This is a genomic window from Sphingosinithalassobacter sp. LHW66-3 (assembly GCF_050703275.1).
GTDB lineage: Bacteria > Pseudomonadota > Alphaproteobacteria > Sphingomonadales > Sphingomonadaceae > Sphingomonas.
Window position 1 is genome coordinate 2548464 of the sequence record NZ_CP193482.1, and the last position, 17126, is coordinate 2565589.

At 66.4% G+C, this 17126-nt stretch carries 16 protein-coding genes; all 16 read right to left on the bottom strand.

The features are described from left to right. Positions 1–27: 27 nt before the first annotated feature. Positions 28–1419, bottom strand: a complete 1392-nt coding sequence (gene lpdA, locus ACQ450_RS12545) for a dihydrolipoyl dehydrogenase (protein WP_431469509.1) — start codon at positions 1417–1419, stop codon at positions 28–30. Between the two features lie 90 nt (positions 1420–1509). Further along, complete coding sequence (locus ACQ450_RS12550; RefSeq protein WP_431471225.1) at positions 1510–1773, bottom strand: GIY-YIG nuclease family protein; 264 nt, start codon at positions 1771–1773, stop codon at positions 1510–1512. Positions 1774–1890: 117 nt separating this feature from the next. Then, a complete protein-coding gene (gene odhB / locus ACQ450_RS12555) occupies positions 1891–3159 on the bottom strand; it encodes a 2-oxoglutarate dehydrogenase complex dihydrolipoyllysine-residue succinyltransferase (protein ID WP_431469510.1) in 1269 nt (422 codons plus the stop codon). Between the two features lie 29 nt (positions 3160–3188). Further along, positions 3189–6119, bottom strand: a complete 2931-nt coding sequence (locus tag ACQ450_RS12560) for a 2-oxoglutarate dehydrogenase E1 component (RefSeq protein WP_431469511.1) — start codon at positions 6117–6119, stop codon at positions 3189–3191. Between the two features lie 111 nt (positions 6120–6230). Beyond that, the gene (gene sucD, locus ACQ450_RS12565; protein WP_431469512.1) at positions 6231–7115 is read right to left on the bottom strand and encodes a succinate--CoA ligase subunit alpha; all 885 of its coding nucleotides are present in this window, start codon (positions 7113–7115) and stop codon (positions 6231–6233) included. Between the two features lie 101 nt (positions 7116–7216). Continuing rightward, entirely contained in the window at positions 7217–8179 is a 963-nt protein-coding gene (gene mdh, locus ACQ450_RS12570) for a malate dehydrogenase (protein ID WP_188054030.1), read from the bottom strand. 212 nt (positions 8180–8391) lie between these two features. Further along, positions 8392–9114: a hypothetical protein gene (locus tag ACQ450_RS12575; RefSeq protein WP_431469513.1), complete on the bottom strand. Its 723-nt coding sequence runs from the start codon at positions 9112–9114 to the stop codon at positions 8392–8394. Between the two features lie 205 nt (positions 9115–9319). Next, positions 9320–10435 (bottom strand): cell division protein ZapE, encoded by a 1116-nt coding sequence (zapE, locus tag ACQ450_RS12580; protein ID WP_431469514.1) that lies wholly within the window; start codon positions 10433–10435, stop codon positions 9320–9322. After that, the gene (locus ACQ450_RS12585; protein ID WP_431469515.1) at positions 10432–10887 is read right to left on the bottom strand and encodes a PaaI family thioesterase; all 456 of its coding nucleotides are present in this window, start codon (positions 10885–10887) and stop codon (positions 10432–10434) included. The genes zapE and ACQ450_RS12585 overlap by 4 nt, the downstream gene beginning before the upstream one ends. A gap of 43 nt (positions 10888–10930) precedes the next feature. Next, positions 10931–11713 (bottom strand): succinate dehydrogenase iron-sulfur subunit, encoded by a 783-nt coding sequence (locus ACQ450_RS12590; protein WP_431469516.1) that lies wholly within the window; start codon positions 11711–11713, stop codon positions 10931–10933. A gap of 177 nt (positions 11714–11890) precedes the next feature. Further along, complete coding sequence (locus ACQ450_RS12595) at positions 11891–12052, bottom strand: hypothetical protein (RefSeq protein WP_431469517.1); 162 nt, start codon at positions 12050–12052, stop codon at positions 11891–11893. A gap of 12 nt (positions 12053–12064) precedes the next feature. Continuing rightward, positions 12065–13018, bottom strand: coding sequence for an ATP-dependent Clp protease proteolytic subunit (locus ACQ450_RS12600; protein WP_431469518.1), 954 nt, complete (start codon positions 13016–13018; stop codon positions 12065–12067). Positions 13019–13027: 9 nt separating this feature from the next. Further along, the gene (locus tag ACQ450_RS12605; RefSeq protein ID WP_431469519.1) at positions 13028–14044 is read right to left on the bottom strand and encodes a C13 family peptidase; all 1017 of its coding nucleotides are present in this window, start codon (positions 14042–14044) and stop codon (positions 13028–13030) included. Between the two features lie 406 nt (positions 14045–14450). Continuing rightward, a complete protein-coding gene (gene sdhA / locus ACQ450_RS12610) occupies positions 14451–16253 on the bottom strand; it encodes a succinate dehydrogenase flavoprotein subunit (RefSeq protein WP_431469520.1) in 1803 nt (600 codons plus the stop codon). Continuing rightward, positions 16253–16642 carry a succinate dehydrogenase, hydrophobic membrane anchor protein gene (sdhD, locus tag ACQ450_RS12615; protein WP_188054037.1) on the bottom strand — a complete coding sequence of 130 codons (390 nt, stop codon included), beginning with the start codon at positions 16640–16642 and terminating at the stop codon, positions 16253–16255. The genes sdhA and sdhD overlap by 1 nt, the downstream gene beginning before the upstream one ends. Further along, positions 16635–17060, bottom strand: coding sequence for a succinate dehydrogenase, cytochrome b556 subunit (gene sdhC, locus ACQ450_RS12620; protein ID WP_431469521.1), 426 nt, complete (start codon positions 17058–17060; stop codon positions 16635–16637). The genes sdhD and sdhC overlap by 8 nt, the downstream gene beginning before the upstream one ends. Positions 17061–17126: the final 66 nt, after the last annotated feature.

Here is a 17126-nt window from a genome sequence, read left to right on the forward strand (position 1 = left end):
GGCCGGCGACTGCCGGCCGCCGGTCCTTCAGACGTGGATGGGTTTCCCCTGCACCGCCATTGCGGCTTCCTTGATCGCCTCGCTGTGCGTCGGGTGCGCGTGGCAGGTATAGGCGATGTCCTCGCTCGTCGCGCCGAATTCCATCGCCTGGGTCGCCTGCGCGATCATCGTGCCGGCGACCGAAGTGATGATCCATACACCGAGCACGCGGTCCGACTTCGCATCGGCGATCACCTTCACGAATCCCTCGGGCTCATGGTTGGTCTTGGCGCGGCTGTTGCCCGCCATCGGGAACTTGCCGACCTTGATCTCGCCCTTTTCCTTCGCCGCTTCCTCGGTGAGGCCGACGCCGGCGATTTCCGGCCAGGTATAGACGACGCTGGGGATCAGGTCGTGGTTCACGATGCCGGTGTGGCCGGCGATATTCTCGGCCACCGCAATGCCTTCGTCCTCGGCCTTGTGCGCCAGCATCGGGCCGGGGATGACGTCGCCGATCGCCCAGACGCCGTCGATCTTGGTCTTGAAGCGGTGGTCGGTCTCGATCTGGCCGCGCTGGTTCACTTCGAGCCCGATCTTGTCGAGGCCGAGCCCGTCGGTGTTCGGCTTGCGGCCGATCGAGACGAGCACGACATCGGCTTCGATCTGCTCGGCGTCGCCGCCCTTGGCGGGTTCGACGCTGACGGTCGCCTTGCCGCCGTTCACGGTCACGGCGGTCACCTTGGTGCCGGTCTTGAAGGCGATGCCCTGCTTCTTGAAGATCTTCGCCGCTTCCTTGCGGACGTCGCCGTCGAAGCCGGGGAGGATCTGGTCGAGATATTCGACCACGGTGACTTCGGCGCCCAGCCGGCGCCACACGCTGCCGAGCTCGAGCCCGATCACGCCGCCACCGATGACGACCATCTTGCCCGGCACCTTGGGCAGTTCGAGCGCGCCCGTGCTATCGACCACCACCTTCTGGTCGATCTCGACGCCGGGGAGCGGCGTCACCGACGATCCGGTGGCGATGACGATGTTCTTCGCCGTCACCTTCTCGCCGTTCACGGTGACGCTGTGCGCGTCCTCGAAGCTGGCGCGGCCCTTCAGCCAGGTGACCTTGTTCTTCTTGAACAGGAACTCGATGCCGCCGGTCAGCCCCTTCACCGCATCGAGCCGCTGGCCGTGCATCGCGTCGAGATCGAGCTCCGGCGTGACCTTGATTCCCATCTTGGCCATCATGCCGTTCTTCGCAGCGTCGAAATATTCGGAGGCATGGAGCATCGCCTTGGACGGAATGCAGCCGACGTTGAGGCAGGTGCCGCCCAGCGTCTCGCGGCTTTCCGCGCACGCCACCTTCAGGCCCAGCTGCGCCGCGCGGATCGCCGCGACATAGCCGCCCGGGCCGGCACCGATGATCAGGACGTCATAGTCGTATTCAGCCATCTTCCACCTTCCGTGCTCCGGTGAAGGCCGGAGCGCTGGGTTATGCAGCGCCAGTGCCGCCAAAGCTCCGGCCTGCGCCGGAGCACGTTGTCAAACAAGCTTGTGGTACAAGTCGCTCCAGTCCGGATTTCGCTCCTCGATAAGGCGCAACTTCCAGGCCCGTTTCCATTTCTTCATCCGATATTCGCAGGCACGGGCCTCCTGCAGATCATCGAAATATTCGTACCAGACCAGCAGGACGCAACCCTTGTCCTTCGAATGGCCTTCGATCACGCCGGTTCGGTGCTGCCACGCGCGCTGCGGCAAGTTGCTGGTTACTCCGAGATAGGTCTGCCCCCGACGATGGTTCGCCATCAGATAGACCCAGCCGGGTTTCACTGGACCGCCAGGGCTCCGGCCTTCGCCGGAGCACTAGCGCGCTTCTGTGCTCCGGCGAAGGCCGGAGCCCTGGCCAAGTGCACCGCACAGGACTCACAGGTCGATCAGCAGCCGCGTCGGATCCTCGATCGCGTTCTTGAGCGCCACCAGGAACGTCACTGCCTCGCGGCCATCGATCAGGCGGTGGTCGTAGCTGAGCGCCAGATACATCATCGGGCGCACCACCACCTGGCCGTCGCGGACGACCGGGCGGTCCTCGATGCGGTGGAGGCCGAGCACCGCCGACTGCGGCGGATTGATGATCGGCGTGGACATCAGCGAACCGAACACGCCGCCGTTCGAGATGGTGAAGGTGCCGCCCTTCATCTCGTCCATCTTGAGGCTGCCGTCCTTGGCGCGCTTGCCGAAGTCGCCGATGGTGCGCTCGATCTGCGCGACGCTCATCTGGTCTGCCGAGCGGATCACCGGCACGACCAGACCCTGCGGCGCGGAGACCGCGACCGAGATGTCGGCATAGTCGTGGTAGACGATCTCGTCGCCCTGGATCTGGGCGTTGACGGCCGGAACGTCCTTCAGCGCTTGGCAGGCGGCCTTCACGAAGAAGCCCATGAAGCCGAGGCGGACGCCGTGCTTCTTCTCGAACAGGTCCTTGTACTTGGCGCGCGCCTCCATCACCGCCGTCATGTCGACGTCGTTGAAGGTGGTGAGGAGCGCGGCGGTGTCCTGCGCTTCCTTCAGCCGCTTGGCGATCGTCTGGCGCAGCCGCGTCATCCGCACGCGCTCCTCGCGGCGCTCGCCACCACCGGCCGATGCGGCGGCGGGCGCTGCCGCGGGAGCAGGGCTCGGCGCGGGAGCGGGTGCGCCCTTGCCGGCCGCAGCCGCTTCGACGTCTTCCTTGGTCAACCGGCCGTCCTTGCCGGTGCCCTGGATGGTCGAAGGATCCACGCCATGTTCGAGGATCGCACGGCGCACCGAAGGCGACAACGCCGCGGCATCGACCTCCTGTGCGCGCTCGCGGGGCTGCTCGCCGGGTCCGGGGCCGGTGCCCTGCTTGGCTTCGGCGGACTGATCCGCGTTGCCGCGCGTCTCGCCGGCCGCTGGCGCGGCCGCCGCGGGCGCGCCGCTGCCGGCCTCGACACTGGCGATCACTGCGCCGACTTCGACGGTGTCACCCGGCTGGACCTGGTGCGCGCCCATCGTGCCCGCGACCGGCGACGGCACTTCGACCGACACCTTGTCGGTCTCGAGGCTCGCGATCGGCTCGTCGGCCGCCACCGGATCGCCCGGCTGCTTCAGCCACTCGCCGAGCGTCGCCTCGGTGATCGATTCGCCCAGTGTGGGCACCTTCACATCGGTTGCCATGTCTCTGTCAGCTCCGGTTCGGCAAAAGCCTAGTTGGTCGTCCGGCGATATTCTTCGCGCACGCTGTGGCCCAGCGCGTCGGCGACGAGCGCCGCCTGCTCGAGTTGGTGACGCTTCATCAGGCCGGTCGCAGGCGAGGCTGCGGCGGCACGGCCCGCGTAGCGCGGGCGAGTGGTCTTGCAGCCCGCATCTATCAGCGATGCTTCGATCAGCGGCTCGACGAACGACCAGCCGCCGTTGTTCTTCGGCTCTTCCTGCGCCCAGACCACATCCTCGAGCGCCGTCATGCGCTTGAGCCGCACCGTCAGCGGCTCGCCGGGGAAGGGATAGAGCTGCTCGATGCGGACGATCTGCGTGTCGGTATCGCCCGCAGCGTCGCGCGCTTCGATCAGGTCATAGGCGACCTTGCCCGAGCAGAGTACCAGCCGCTTCGTCTTTGCATCCTGGGCGCCGTTGGTATCCGACAGGATACGCATGAAGTGACTCTGGCCCTGGAACTCGTCCGCAGTCGATACCGCCATCTTGTGCCGCAGCAGCGACTTGGGCGTCATGACGACCAGCGGCTTGCGGAAATTGCGATGCATCTGCCGGCGCAGCAGGTGGAAGTAGTTCGCCGGCGTGGTGCAATTCGCGACCTGGATATTGTCCTGCGCGCAGAGCTGGAGGAAGCGCTCGAGCCGCGCCGAGCTGTGTTCGGGGCCCTGGCCCTCATAGCCGTGCGGCAGCAGCATCACGAGCCCGTTGGCGCGCAGCCACTTGGCCTCGCCCGATGCGATGAACTGGTCGATCATGATCTGCGCGCCGTTGGCGAAATCGCCGAACTGCGCTTCCCAGAGCACCAGAGTCTTCGGATCGGCAAGGGCATAGCCATATTCGAAGCCGAGCACGCCATATTCGGACAGCGGACTATCGAGCACTTCGAACCGCCCGTGCGGAATCTCGTTCAGCGGGACGTATTTGCGTTCCTCGGCCTGATCGACCCACACGGCATGCCGCTGACTGAAGGTTCCGCGGCCGGAATCCTGGCCCGAAAGGCGCACGCCATAGCCTTCGGAAAGCAGTGAGCCGAACGCCAGCGCCTCGCCGGTCGCCCAGTCGAAGCCTTCGCCCGATTTGAACATCTGGCGCTTGGCGTCGAGCACGCGCCCCAGCGTCTTGTGGATGGCAAGCCCCTCGGGAACTTCCGTGAGCGTGCGGCCGAGCGAATCGAACAGCTTGCGGTCGATTCCGGTCTCGACATTACGCCGCGTGTGTTCGGCATCGATGGGCGCCGACAGGCCCGTCCAGCGGCCGGCGAACCAATCCGCCTTGTTGGGCAGATAGCTTTTGCCCGCCTCGAACGCATCATCGAGCAGGGACGTGAACTGTTCGACCTTTTCCGTGACGAAGCCCTCGTCGATCACGCCTTCGGCAACCAGCCGCTTGGCATAGATCTCGCTGACCGGCGGGTGCTGCTTGATCGCGGCATACATCAGCGGCTGGGTAAAGCTCGGCTCGTCTCCTTCATTGTGGCCGAAGCGGCGGTAGCACCACATGTCGATCACGATATCGCGCTTGAACTGCTGGCGATATTCGATCGCCAGCTTGCAGGCGAAGGTCACGGCTTCGGGATCGTCGCCGTTCACATGAAGGATCGGCGCCTGGACTCCCTTCGCCACGTCCGAAGGATAGGGCGAGGAGCGCGCGAATTGCGGGCTCGTGGTGAAGCCGATCTGATTGTTGATGACGAAATGAATGCAGCCGCCGGTGTTGTAGCCGCGCACACCCGAGAAGCCGAGGCATTCCCAGACGACACCCTGACCGGCGAAGGCCGCGTCGCCGTGAATCAGCACCGGCAGCACCTGCGCATGCTCGCCGAGATCGCTGCGGAAGGTCTGCAGCGCGCGCGTCTTGCCGAGCACGACGGGATCGACGGCTTCGAGGTGCGACGGGTTGGCGACGAGCGACATGTGAACGCTGACGCCGTCGAACTCGCGGTCGGTGCTGGTGCCCAGATGATATTTGACGTCGCCGGACCCGCCGACATCCTCGGGATTGGACGATCCGCCGGCGAATTCATGAAATATCGCCCGATAGGGCTTGGCCATCACATTCGCGAGCACGTTGAGCCGGCCGCGGTGCGCCATGCCGTACACGATTTCGCGCACGCCGGTCTGGCCGCCATATTTGATGACCGCCTCGAGCGCCGGGATCATCGATTCGCCGCCGTCGAGGCCGAAGCGCTTGGTGCCGACATATTTGCGGCCCAGGAACTTCTCCCACTGCTCGGCCTCGATCACTTTCGAGAGGATCGCGCGCTTCCCGTCGACGGTGAATTGGATCGCCTTGTCGCGACCTTCCATCCGCTCCTGGAGGAAGCGCCGCTCCTCGACGTCGGCGATGTGCATATATTCAAGGCCGACGTTGCCGCAGTAATTCGCGCGCAGGACGTTCACCAGCTCGCGCAGGGTCGCGGTCTCGAAACCCAGCGCGCCGCCAAGATAGACCGGACGATCGACTTCGCTGTCGGGGAAGCCGTGATATTCGGTCTTGAGATCTTCGGGCAGGTCACGGCGGGACAGGCCGAGCGGATCGAGATTGGCGGCGAGATGCCCGCGTACCCGATAGGTGCGGATCAGCATCATCGCGCGGATCGAGTCTCCGGCCGCCTTGGCGATTGCATCGGCGGAAGGCGCAACTGCGGAAGCCGCTGCCGGCGGCTTGCCGCCCTTCGCGGGCCTGGGGGCGGGTTCCATCTGCGTCGGATCGAGCGCCGCAGTGAGCGCATCGGTATCGGATAGCGGCCAGTTGGCGCGTTGCCAGCTGGGCCCCGACGCGGTGCTCTCCAGCCCCTCGAACCAGTCGCGCCAGCCAGCTTCCACCGAGCCGGGATCGCTCTTGTAGCGCTTGTACAGGGTCTCGACGAAGGCGGGGCTCACGCCGCCGGCGATTTCGTCGAAGTCCAGGCCCTCATAGCCCATGTGCAATTCCAACCGTCCGTTCGTCCCGAGCGATGTCGAGGGACGAGTGCGCGCCCCAGCGTGTCTCGACTTCGCTCGACACCAACGGGGGAGTGGGGCGCTTGCTCCGTATTATCCCTTGAGCACCTCGACGAGCGTGGTGCCGAGCTCGCTCGGGCTGTCGGCAACACGGATTCCCGCTTCCTCCATCGCCGCGATCTTGTCCTCGGCGCCGCCCTGGCCGCCCGAAACGATCGCGCCCGCGTGGCCCATGCGGCGGCCCGGAGGCGCCGTGCGGCCCGCAATGAAGCCCGCCATCGGCTTCTTGCGACCGCGCTTCGCCTCGTCCTTCAGGAACTGCGCGGCTTCTTCTTCGGCGCTGCCGCCGATTTCGCCGATCATGATGATCGACTTGGTCTCGTCGTCGGCCAGGAACATCTCGAGCACGTCGATGAAGTTGGTGCCGTTCACCGGATCGCCGCCGATGCCGACGGCGGTCGTCTGGCCGAGGCCCGCGTTGGTCGTCTGGAACACGGCTTCATAGGTAAGCGTGCCCGAGCGCGAAACAACGCCCACCGACCCCTTGGAGAAGATGCTGCCGGGCATGATGCCGATCTTGCACTCGCCGGGCGTCAGCACGCCCGGGCAGTTCGGACCGATCAGCCGCGATTTGCTGCCCGAAAGCGCGCGCTTCACCTTCACCATGTCGAGCACCGGAATGCCCTCGGTGATCGTTACGATCAGCGGCACTTCAGCGTCGATCGCCTCGAGAATCGAGTCCGCCGCAAAGGGGGGCGGAACGTAGATCACGCTGGCAGTCGCTCCGGTCTTCTCGACGGCTTCGGCGACGGTGTTGAACACCGGCAGGCCGATATGGTCGGTGCCGCCCTTACCGGGCGTGACGCCGCCCACCATCTGAGTGCCATATTCCAGCGCCTGTTTGGTGTGGAAGGTGCCGGTTTCGCCGGTCATCCCCTGTGTGATGACCTTGGTGTTCTTGTCGACGAGGATGCTCATCAGGGTTCCTTTTCGTCATCCCGGCACGGGCCGCCGGGAACCTCTATTGGATGGATGCGCGCTGCGGCGCGCGATCCCGGGCCAGGCCGGGACGACCGAAGTCAGTTCAGGCTCTCGTCGATACCCTTGCAGGCAGTGACCAGTTCCTTGACCGCATCCACCGACACGTCGAAATTCTTGCGCGCGTCTTCCTTGAGCTCGATCTCGACGATCCGCTCGACGCCGTTCGCGCCGATGATGATCGGCACGCCGACGTAGAGGTCGTCGACGCCATACTGGCCCGTAAGATGCGCCGCGCAGGGCAGGAGGCGCTTCTTGTCCTTCAGGTAGCTCTCCGCCATCGTGATCGCGCTGGTCGCGGGGGCATAGAAGGCAGAACCGGTCTTGAGCAGGCCGACGATCTCGCCGCCGCCGGAGCGCGTGCGCTGCACGATCGCGTCGATCCGCTCCTGCGTCGACCAGCCCATCTTGATGAGATCGGGGATCGGGATGCCCGCGACAGTGGAATATTCGACCACCGGCACCATCGTGTCGCCATGGCCGCCAAGCACGAATGCCGTCACGTCCTCTACCGAGACCTGGAATTCTTCCGCGAGGAAGTGGCGGAAGCGCGCGCTGTCGAGCACGCCGGCCATGCCCACGACTTTCTGGTGCGAAAGCCCGGAGAATTCGCGCAGCGCCCAGACCATCGCATCGAGCGGGTTGGTGATGCAGATCACGAAGGCGTCGGGCGCATATTGCGCGATGCCTTCGCCGACGGCCTTCATCACGCCGAGATTGGTCTTGAGCAGATCGTCGCGGCTCATGCCCGGCTTGCGCGGGATGCCGGCAGTGACGATGCACACGTCGGCACCTTCGATCGCGCTATAGTCGTTGGCGCCGCTGAGGTTCGAATCAAAGCCTTCGACGGGGCCCGACTGAGCGAGGTCGAGCGCCTTGCCCTGCGGCATGCCTTCGGCGATGTCGAAGAGGACGACGTCGCCCAGTTCTTTCATCGCGGCGAGGTGCGCGAGCGTGCCACCGATCATGCCGGAGCCGATCAGCGCGATCTTCTTGCGGGCCATGGAATCTCCTTGTTCTCTCTGGCCCAATCTGTCGCGGGCGCAGGCTCGGACGCATCCGCGCGCCCGAAAACGTGCGGGGCTTAGGCGCTTTATAGGAACGCCGCAACCCGCGATGCGGGCTCACCACGATTATCTTTGCAATTCATTCGCAAGAGCAATAAAGCGTCGGAACGCTTGGGTCGCGCTGCGCCGAGTGTGCGGGCGCAGGTGGTTCACTCGAGCGGCGGCGGCGCACCCATCGACGGCGGCGGGGTTGCGGCGCTGGGGTTCAGCCACACGCGCCCGCGGGCAAGATCAAGCGTCACGGCCCAGTCGCGCAGGAACGGCATCCCGAGATTCCCGTCGATCACGAGTTCTGGGGTGAACATCACGCCGCGCGCTTCGACGCCCTCGGCAATCGGAAATGCGCCCCGCTGCGGGCCAGGCGCCGCAGGGTCGAGCCCCAGCGCAGCAGCATAGGGTTTGGAGACGAGGATGGTGCCGCCGTTGCCGCTGTCCAGCTCCATCGCCAGCGAGCCCCGCGCGCTGGGCACGTCGATATACACCGCCAAGGCCCGGCCGCCGACTTCGCGCGCGAGCCGCGCCGGCAGCTCGATCGCACCGGAGACGCGTTCGGCCAGGCTTTCCGGCGTCTCGATGATGAGAGACAGCGCAGCGAAATCGATCGTGATGGTCTGCCCGTCGAACACGTCGAGCGCCAGCAACCCGTCGATCGGAGCGGCGTCGACGGCCATCAAGGACGTGGCATCGAGCACGCCCGCCACCGGAGCCTCGAGCCTGACGCCGTCCCACTCAATCGCGACGCGCTCGCAGCGGGGAAGCGTCAGGCGATCACCTGTCATGCGATGCCCGACGAGCGCTCCCCAAGGCTCGCACCCGGCGGCGCGCGCAATCTCGGGGGCGAGCACCGAGATGCCGCCCGCGGTGTCGAACACCAGGAGCCGCTCGACACCGCCCAGCCGAACACGTGCCGCGACTCCCTTGCGATAGGGCTCGAGGCGCAGGACCTGTGGCTCGGCGAAGGTTGGTTGCGGTTGCGCCAGCGACGGCGTGGCGAGAAGCGTCAGAAAGAGCGAAGCGAGGCAAAGGCGCAGGGACTGTCTCCGATCCGCCTGCGACTACAGTTGTAGTCGGCTCAATTCAAGCCGCCCCGTGCCCCTGCGCCAGATAGGAGTCCGATGTCATCTCGTGCAGCCGGCTCACCGTGCGCTGGAACTCGAAGGCACCGTCGCCGGCTCGATAGAGTTGCTCCGGCTCGGCGTCGGCTGCAGCGAGCAGCTTCACCTTGTGCTCGTATAGTGCGTCGATGAGGGTGACGAAGCGGGCTGCCTCATTGCGGTTTTCGGGCCCCAGCTGCGGGATGCCCACCAGAATGACCGTGTGGAAGCGCCGGGCGATCGCCAGGTAATCGGCAGCGCCGCGCGGTTCGCCGCACAGCCGCTTGAACGAGAAGACTGCAACGCCCTTCAGGCATTTCGGCACGTGTAGCAGGCGCCCACCCTGGACTTCGATTTCCCCGGAGGGGACATGCTCGCGATCCTCCACCGGATAGTCGGTGAGACGGAAAAAAGCTGATGAGAGCTTTCGCGTCGATTCTGGGCCGTTCGGCACCAGCCAGGTATCCATCGGCCCGAGCCGGTCGAGCCGATAATCCACCGGACCGTTGAGCGCCAGCACGTCCATCCTCGCTTCAATCAGCTCGATGAAGGGCATGAACAGCTGGCGGTTGATGCCATGTTTGTAGAGGTCGTGCGGCGGCCGGTTCGACGTGGCGACGACAGTGACATCGTGGCCCATCAGCTCGGTGAAGAGCCGCGAGAGGATCATCGCGTCCGCCGGATTGTTGACCACCATTTCGTCAAAGGCGAGCAGCCGCACATCGGCGGCGAGCGCGGCTGCGACTCGCTCGACCGGCTTGTCGGCCGCACGTTTGCGCTCCTCGTTGAGGCGCGCATGCACGTCGAGCATGAATTCGTGGAAATGGACGCGGCGCTTGCGCTTCACTGCGACACAGTCGGTGAACAGATCCATCAGCATCGATTTGCCGCGGCCGACATCGCCCCACAGATAGACGCCGCGTGGCGGTTCGCCGTTGCCCCCGCCGGTAAGCCGCCACAGGATGCTGCCCTTGCGCGGGCCGCGCTCGAGTTCGTGGGCGAGGGCATCGAGCCGGTGCGCGGCGACGGCCTGCTCGGCGTCGGGGCGGAGCTCGCCGGCGGCGATCAGGGCTTCATAGCGCTCGAGGACGCGGGTCATGCCGGCTTGCGCGACGGCTTGCGGATCAGCGCCGAAAAGCTCGCCACGCTCTCCTCGCCCTGGACGACGAGACCTCGCAGGAAAAGGAAGCGGCCGGTCTCGCGAGTCAGCTCGACGCGCGCCTCGACGACATGCTCGATGGGTGCGCCGGCGAGGAAATGCGTGGTCAGATCGACCGTCGAGGCGGGACCGCTTTCCAGCACGTCGAGCCCGCGCGCCGCCGCGAACAGGCAGATGTCGAGAAAGCCGAGCAGCGCGCCGCCATGGACATGGCCGCGAAGATTGGCGTGCCGTTCCTCCGCCTGCCAGCGAACCCGAGCGACACCTACTTCGACGCGGACGCGCACCGGGCCGATGAAGCTGTTGAACAGCGACGACGCGGGAAGTTCCCACCGCTTCCAGCCCGGTGCGTCGGGATCGTCCTCGTAGCGGAAGCTGAACGGCTCGGTCATGGCGCAGCCGTTCGCCACACGCGAACCACGCAGGATGCCAAGATCAAAGCGCCCGCTCGGCTTCCAGCTTCTTGATCTCGGCGATCGCCTTGGCGGGGTTGAGGCCCTTGGGGCAGACGTTCGCGCAGTTCATGATCGTGTGGCAGCGATAGAGGCGGAACGGATCCTCGAGCGCGTCGAGCCGCTCGCCGGTCATCTCGTCGCGGCTGTCGGCGAGCCAGCGATAGGCCTGGAGCAGGATCGCCGGTCCGAGGAACCGGTCGGAGTTCCACCAGTAGCTGGGGCAGGCGGTCGAGCAGCAGGCGCACAGGATGCACTCGTACAATCCGTCCAGCTTCTCGCGCTGTTCGGGGCTCTGCAGCCGCTCCTTGCCCGACGGCGTGGTCGAAACCGTCTTCAGCCAGGGCTGGATCGAGGCGTATTGCGCATAGAAATGGGTGAAATCGGGGACGAGATCCTTGATCACTTCCATGTGCGGCAGCGGCGTGATGCGGATCTCGCCGGAAATGTCCTCGATTGCGGTAGTGCAGGCGAGGCCGTTCTTGCCGTCCATGTTCATCGAACAGGAGCCGCAGATGCCTTCGCGGCACGAGCGGCGGAAGGTGAGGCTCGGATCCTGCTCCGACTTGATCTTGATGAGCGCGTCCAGGACCATCGGGCCGCAATCGTCGAGATCGACGTGAAACGTGTCGTATCGCGGGTTTGCGCCGCTGTCGGGATCGTAGCGGTAGATCTTGAACTTCTTGATCCGGCCGCCGGTGGTCGGCCCGTCGAACTTCTTGCCTGCCTTGATCTTGCTGTTCTTGGGCAGGAAAAAATCGGCCATGATGCGTCCCGTTGCTGATGGGCGCCGCATGGGCGTCGCCCGGATTCACATGGCCGATACATGAGCGCGGCATCAGTTTCAAACAAGGAGCGACAGTTGCGCGCTATCGCTCCTTGCCCTGTCCCTGTCCGTCGGCGTTCCGCCCGCATTCGAGGTTGCGCGCGAATGATGTGCCGCTCAGGTTCGATGAAGCAGGATCAGCGCGAGCATCGCCGACGCCCCCGCGACGAATCCTGCCGCATGGGCGGCCTTTCTCGTGCGTGAGGTAACCGGCGCACGCAGGGCCTCGCGAAAACCCGCGCGCAGCTGTGCCGACCGGGACGGCGGATCACGCTCCACACCAACTCCTTTTCAGATCACGTCGAGCACGAGACCCTTTTCGCGCGCTTCCTCTGCCGAGATGTACCAGTTCTCCGGCGCACGGCTGCGCACTTCGTCGAAATCGATCTTCGATCCGCGCACCAGATCGCGGAACCCCTCTTCCTCGATTCGCACGCTGTGCTCGATCTCGTGGAGCTTGGCGCGCAGCGTCGCGGTGAGCGTCTTGAGCGGGCCCGACAGGTTGATCGTGCTGGTCATGACCCGCTCGTGGATCATGATCCGGGTGCCCTTGGTGAGGAAGCGCTTCTCGACCGGGAAGGCGGCCATGAAGGTCGCACCCGCCGAATAGACCGCGACCTTGCCCAGGAACAGGATCTCGCGCCCGCTATATTCGCGCAGCAGCCGCACTTCGTCGCCCATCAGCCGCGCCACTTCGGGATCGCCGCCCAGCGTGGAGATGGCGATCACCAGCGTGCCCTCGTCGGGTGCCGCCTGCAGCTGCTCGCGAAAGCTGCCGTACATGGCGTGATCGACCGTTCCCGAGAGATGGATGTGCGGCTCGGCGAGCAACGGATACTCGCGGGCGCGACTGTCTTCGCCGGCTTCCTGTCCGGCGGCGGGAGCGGGGGGCGGCGGGGGCGTGCCGCCGGAGGGCGCGGGCGTCTGATCCGTGTTCATGGCAGTCGCAACTGCTCCTGTGCGGGAGAGTTCCAAGGAAGCGGCCGGGGAAGGCGGCTGTGCGGCAAGCGCTTCGGGTGGGCGGCTGCGCTCGATCGCGCGGCGCTCCGCACGGCGCTCCTCGCGCCGTTGCAGCATTCGCCGGACCACGAACGCGAAGCCGACCGCGATCAGCAGCGCGAGCCCGGCCTGGACGAAGCGGTTGCGCAATCCGCCGGGCAGCGCGCGCCGCATCGCCGCCGGGACGGTGCGTTCGAGATCGCCGGGGATCAACCGTGCGACGAGCGATTGCTGCTGCTCCGCCATGCCGCCGCCTCAGTGCCCGGCCGCCGCGGGCAGCGATTCGATTGCCGGCCGGCCGACCGATTCGCTCGCGGCGGAAGGCATGCGAGCTTCGAGTGGAGCGAGCCAGGCAGCGACGCCGCTGCCGATGCTCAGCTGGGGCTTCGACGCTTCGAGACCGGCGTCGGCCTCCCATTGCGCGATCGTCCGCCGGGCGGTCTCGGCGGCCTCGCCGAGCGGCTGGGGTTCGCGCAATGCGCGATTGATCGCCGCGTCGCCGAAGAAGGTCCAGTCATTCTCGGCCAGGCAGCCGAACGACGGGCGCTGCGACGAGGCGGCGGTGAGGATCGCAGTCGTGTCGCTCGCCAGCGCGGGGACGAAGATGCCCGAATAGCAGGCGCTGAGGATCAGCAGCCGGTTGCGGATGCCGAGCTCGTCTAGCAGCGCCCGGAGCCGCAACGGCGACACGAAGCCATAGCCTTGGTCGCCATCGTGATAGGCTAGGCCGAAGCGCGCGCCATGGCTGGTGGTGTAGAGGACCAGCACGTCCTCGGCCGGGTCCATGCGCTCGGCAATGGTGGCGAGCGCCAGCGCCAGTGCCTGGGGCGTGCCCATCGGCAGCGCGTCGGCGGTGCGCCCGTCGCTGCCGGCGAGCAACACCGTGCGCCCTTCGGCGTCGTACCGCCGGGCGAGCACGCGCGCCGCCTCGCGCGCCTCGCGCCCGAACACGGGATCGCTGTCGAGCCCGGCGACGAGGACATAGGCGTCGACCGTGCCGCGCCGCTGGGGCGCGACCGCGGCGAGCGCGGAGTCGAGCCGGCGATGCTGATCGAGCAGCCATTGCGCCGAGCGCCCGCGCTCGAAGTGCGGCCCGGCATCGACACTCGCCTGGATTTCGGTTCGGCTGCCCTCCGCGAGCAGCCTGGGCCAGTCGAGCCGGTGCTCGGGCGCGGCCTGGGCGCCCGCCGGCGGCGCGGGCTGGGCCGCCACGGGAAACTGGAGCGCGAGCAGCGCCACCGACGCCGCCATCCATCCGATCAGCCGTCGCATCGCGCAGCCCCCCTGTGCCGAGTCCCCGGGAAGCTGGAGTGTTGCGCTGACGCCCGCCGAGTCAAGCGGCGCGCGAATCGGCGGGCGCTCGATTCGGGACCGGCACTCGGCGGCAGGCAAACCCGCGGTTTTCCGCCGAAGGTCGCACTAAAGTCGCACCTCAACGCGCGCGTGCGAGGGACGGAGCAGGAAGCAGCGGTGCGGCGGGGGAAGGGAAGAGGCGCAGAGTGGGCCACGTGCGAAGCTTGGCACGAATCGATAGCTGTAGGACAGCGCCGACTTCGCGGCGGAGCGGAATCGACCGAAGCCGCTCGTCTGCGATCCTGCCTTCCAATCCTCCAGCCGCCAATGAAAAGGGGCGCGAAGCCGTGCTTCGCGCCCCCGGATTTCCGCCGCTGACGCAGCCTCAGTACACCCGCTTCTTCGGCTCGATATACTGGACGTCGTCGGTCAGCGTGTATTCGTGGACCGGGCGATAATCGATCGCGGTGGTGCCGCTCTTGCCGCCCCAGCCGTCGAACGTCGCGATCGTGTGCTTCATCCAGTTGGCGTCGTCGCGCTCGGGGAAGTCCTCGTGCATGTGCGCACCGCGGCTTTCCTTGCGGTTTTCGGCCGAGCGGATCGTCACCAGCGCCTGGGCGAGCAGATTGTCCAGCTCGAGCGTTTCGACCAGATCGGTGTTCCAGATCAGGCTGCGGTCGGTGACGTGGACGTCCTGCATCCGCGCATAGACCTGTTCCATCAGCGTCACGCCTTCGCTGAGCAGCGCCGAATCGCGGAAGACGGCGGCGTGGCGCTGCATCGTCTTCTGCATGTCGGCGCGGATCGCCGCAGTGGGCGAGCCGCCGTTGGCGTTGCGGAAGCCGTCGAGCCGCGTGAGCGCGACTTCCTCCGACCCCTTGGGCAGCGCATCGTGCGCGGTGCCGGGCTTCAGCGTCTCCTTGAGGCGCAGGCCGGTCGCGCGGCCGAACACGACGAGGTCGATCAGCGAGTTCGAGCCGAGGCGATTGGCGCCATGGACCGACACGCACGCGGCTTCGCCGACCGCGAAGAGGCCGGGGACAATTGCGTCGGGGTTGCCGTCGCGCGGGGCGACGACTTCGCCGTGATAGTTCGTCGGGATGCCGCCCATATTGTAGTGAACGGTCGGCACCACCGGCAGCGGCTGGCGGGTCAGGTCGACACCGGCGAAGATCTTGCCGGTTTCGGTGATGCCGGGCAGCCGCTCGGCCAGGATCTTGGGATCGATGTGGTTCAAGTGAAGGAAGATATGATCCTTCTCCTTGCCCACGCCGCGGCCTTCGCGGATTTCCATCGCCATCGAGCGCGAGACGACGTCGCGGCTGGCGAGATCCTTGGCCGAGGGGGCATAGCGCTCCATGAAGCGCTCGCCCTCGGAATTGGTGAGATAGCCGCCCTCGCCACGGGCGCCTTCGGTGATCAGCACGCCCGCGCCGTAGATGCCGGTGGGGTGGAACTGGACGAACTCCATGTCCTGGAGCGGCAGGCCGGCGCGCAGCACCATGGCGTTGCCGTCACCGGTGCAGGTGTGCGCCGAGGTGGCCGAATGATAGACGCGGCCGTAGCCGCCGGTCGCGAGGACGACGGCGTGGCTGCGGAAGCGGTGGATCGATCCGTCCTCGAGGCACAGCGCGATCACGCCGCGGCACGCGCCGTTTTCCATGATCAGATCGAGCGCGAAATACTCGATGAAGAAGTCCGCGTCATACTTCAGGCTCTGCTGGTAGAGCGCGTGGAGCATGGCGTGGCCGGTGCGGTCGGCGGCGGCGCAGGTGCGCTGCACCGGCGGGCCGGCGCCCATGTTCTGCATGTGGCCGCCGAACGGACGCTGATAGATCGTCCCGTTCTCGTTGCGGCTGAACGGCACGCCGGCGTGCTCGAGCTCGTAGACCGCCTGAGGCGCCTCGCGGCAGAGATATTCGATCGCGTCCTGGTCGCCCAGCCAGTCGGAGCCCTTGACCGTGTCGTACATGTGCCACGACCAGTGATCGGGCGTGTTGTTGCCCAGGCTGGCGGCGATGCCGCCCTGCGCCGCCACGGTGTGGCTGCGGGTGGGGAACACCTTGGTGATGCACGCCGTCTTGAGCCCCGCCTCGGCGCTGCCCATGGTCGCGCGCAGGCCCGATCCGCCCGCGCCCACCACGACCGTGTCGTAGGTGTGGTCGATGATCTTGTACGCTTCGGGCATCAGGCGACGGCTCCGGCCGTGAAGGCGATCTTGAGGATCGAGAAGATCGCGAGCGCCGCGGCTGCGATCACGAAGAAGTTGAGCGCGACCATCAGCACGATCCGCGTCGCATCGTGCTGATAATCCTCGATCACCACCTGGAGGCCCAGGCGGAAGTGATAGAAGGTGCTGACGATCAGCAGGATCATCGGCACCGCCGCGAACGGCTGTGCCAGCCAGGCGGAAAGCGTGATCCAGCTATAATCCGGCAGCATCAGGATCGACGCGAGGAACCACAGCATCAGCAGCAGGTTCGACCCCGCGGTGAGCCGCTGGTGCCACCAGTGGCCGGTGCCTTCGTGCGACGCGCCGAGGCCGCGGACGCGGCCGATGCTCGTTCCGTCACCCATCGATCATCTTCTCCAGGAGCACGATCCAGAAGGCCACCGTCAGCGTCACCGAGGCGACGAAGGTGAGCAGGGCCGTCAGCTTATTGGACTTGAGTTCGAAATTGGCGCCCTGATCGAGGAACAGGTGGCGCACGCCCGAGGCCATGTGCTGGAAGAAGGACAGGGTCAAGCCGATGCCGACGACATAGCCGATCATGTTGAGCCCACCCGATTCGACCGTGAAGACGTCGCGGAAGCCGGCATAGACGGCTTCGCCGCTCGCCAGCGCGACCAGCCACCAGACGAGCAGGAGCGTGCCGACGGTGGCCATGCCGCTGCCGGTGACGCGGTGAACGATCGAGACCGCCATGTGCGGCCCCCACTTCCAGATGCCGAGATGCGGCGAGAGCGGACGCGAGGGTTTGGGGGCGTGAGCCAAATCCGGGTTCCTTTCGGGTCGACGCGCCTACTTAGACGGCAGGCGAGCGGATGCAAGCCGGATCGG

Excerpts from the sequence above, each read along its gene's own strand:
- sdhA (WP_431469520.1), bottom strand. The coding sequence starts at position 16,253 with ATGCCCGAAGCGTACAAGATCATCGACCACACCTACGACACGGTCGTG.
- ACQ450_RS12550 (WP_431471225.1), bottom strand. The coding sequence starts at position 1,773 with ATGGCGAACCATCGTCGGGGGCAGACCTATCTCGGAGTAACCAGCAAC.
- sucD (WP_431469512.1), bottom strand. The coding sequence starts at position 7,115 with ATGAGCATCCTCGTCGACAAGAACACCAAGGTCATCACACAGGGGATG.
- lpdA (WP_431469509.1), bottom strand. The coding sequence starts at position 1,419 with ATGGCTGAATACGACTATGACGTCCTGATCATCGGTGCCGGCCCGGGC.
- ACQ450_RS12600 (WP_431469518.1), bottom strand. The coding sequence starts at position 13,018 with ATGGCGGAGCAGCAGCAATCGCTCGTCGCACGGTTGATCCCCGGCGAT.
- mdh (WP_188054030.1), bottom strand. The coding sequence starts at position 8,179 with ATGGCCCGCAAGAAGATCGCGCTGATCGGCTCCGGCATGATCGGTGGC.
- ACQ450_RS12590 (WP_431469516.1), bottom strand. The coding sequence starts at position 11,713 with ATGGCCGATTTTTTCCTGCCCAAGAACAGCAAGATCAAGGCAGGCAAG.
- ACQ450_RS12605 (WP_431469519.1), bottom strand. The coding sequence starts at position 14,044 with ATGCGACGGCTGATCGGATGGATGGCGGCGTCGGTGGCGCTGCTCGCG.
- ACQ450_RS12560 (WP_431469511.1), bottom strand. The coding sequence starts at position 6,119 with ATGGGCTATGAGGGCCTGGACTTCGACGAAATCGCCGGCGGCGTGAGC.
- odhB (WP_431469510.1), bottom strand. The coding sequence starts at position 3,159 with ATGGCAACCGATGTGAAGGTGCCCACACTGGGCGAATCGATCACCGAG.
- ACQ450_RS12585 (WP_431469515.1), bottom strand. The coding sequence starts at position 10,887 with ATGACCGAGCCGTTCAGCTTCCGCTACGAGGACGATCCCGACGCACCG.
- zapE (WP_431469514.1), bottom strand. The coding sequence starts at position 10,435 with ATGACCCGCGTCCTCGAGCGCTATGAAGCCCTGATCGCCGCCGGCGAG.
- sdhD (WP_188054037.1), bottom strand. The coding sequence starts at position 16,642 with ATGGGTGACGGAACGAGCATCGGCCGCGTCCGCGGCCTCGGCGCGTCG.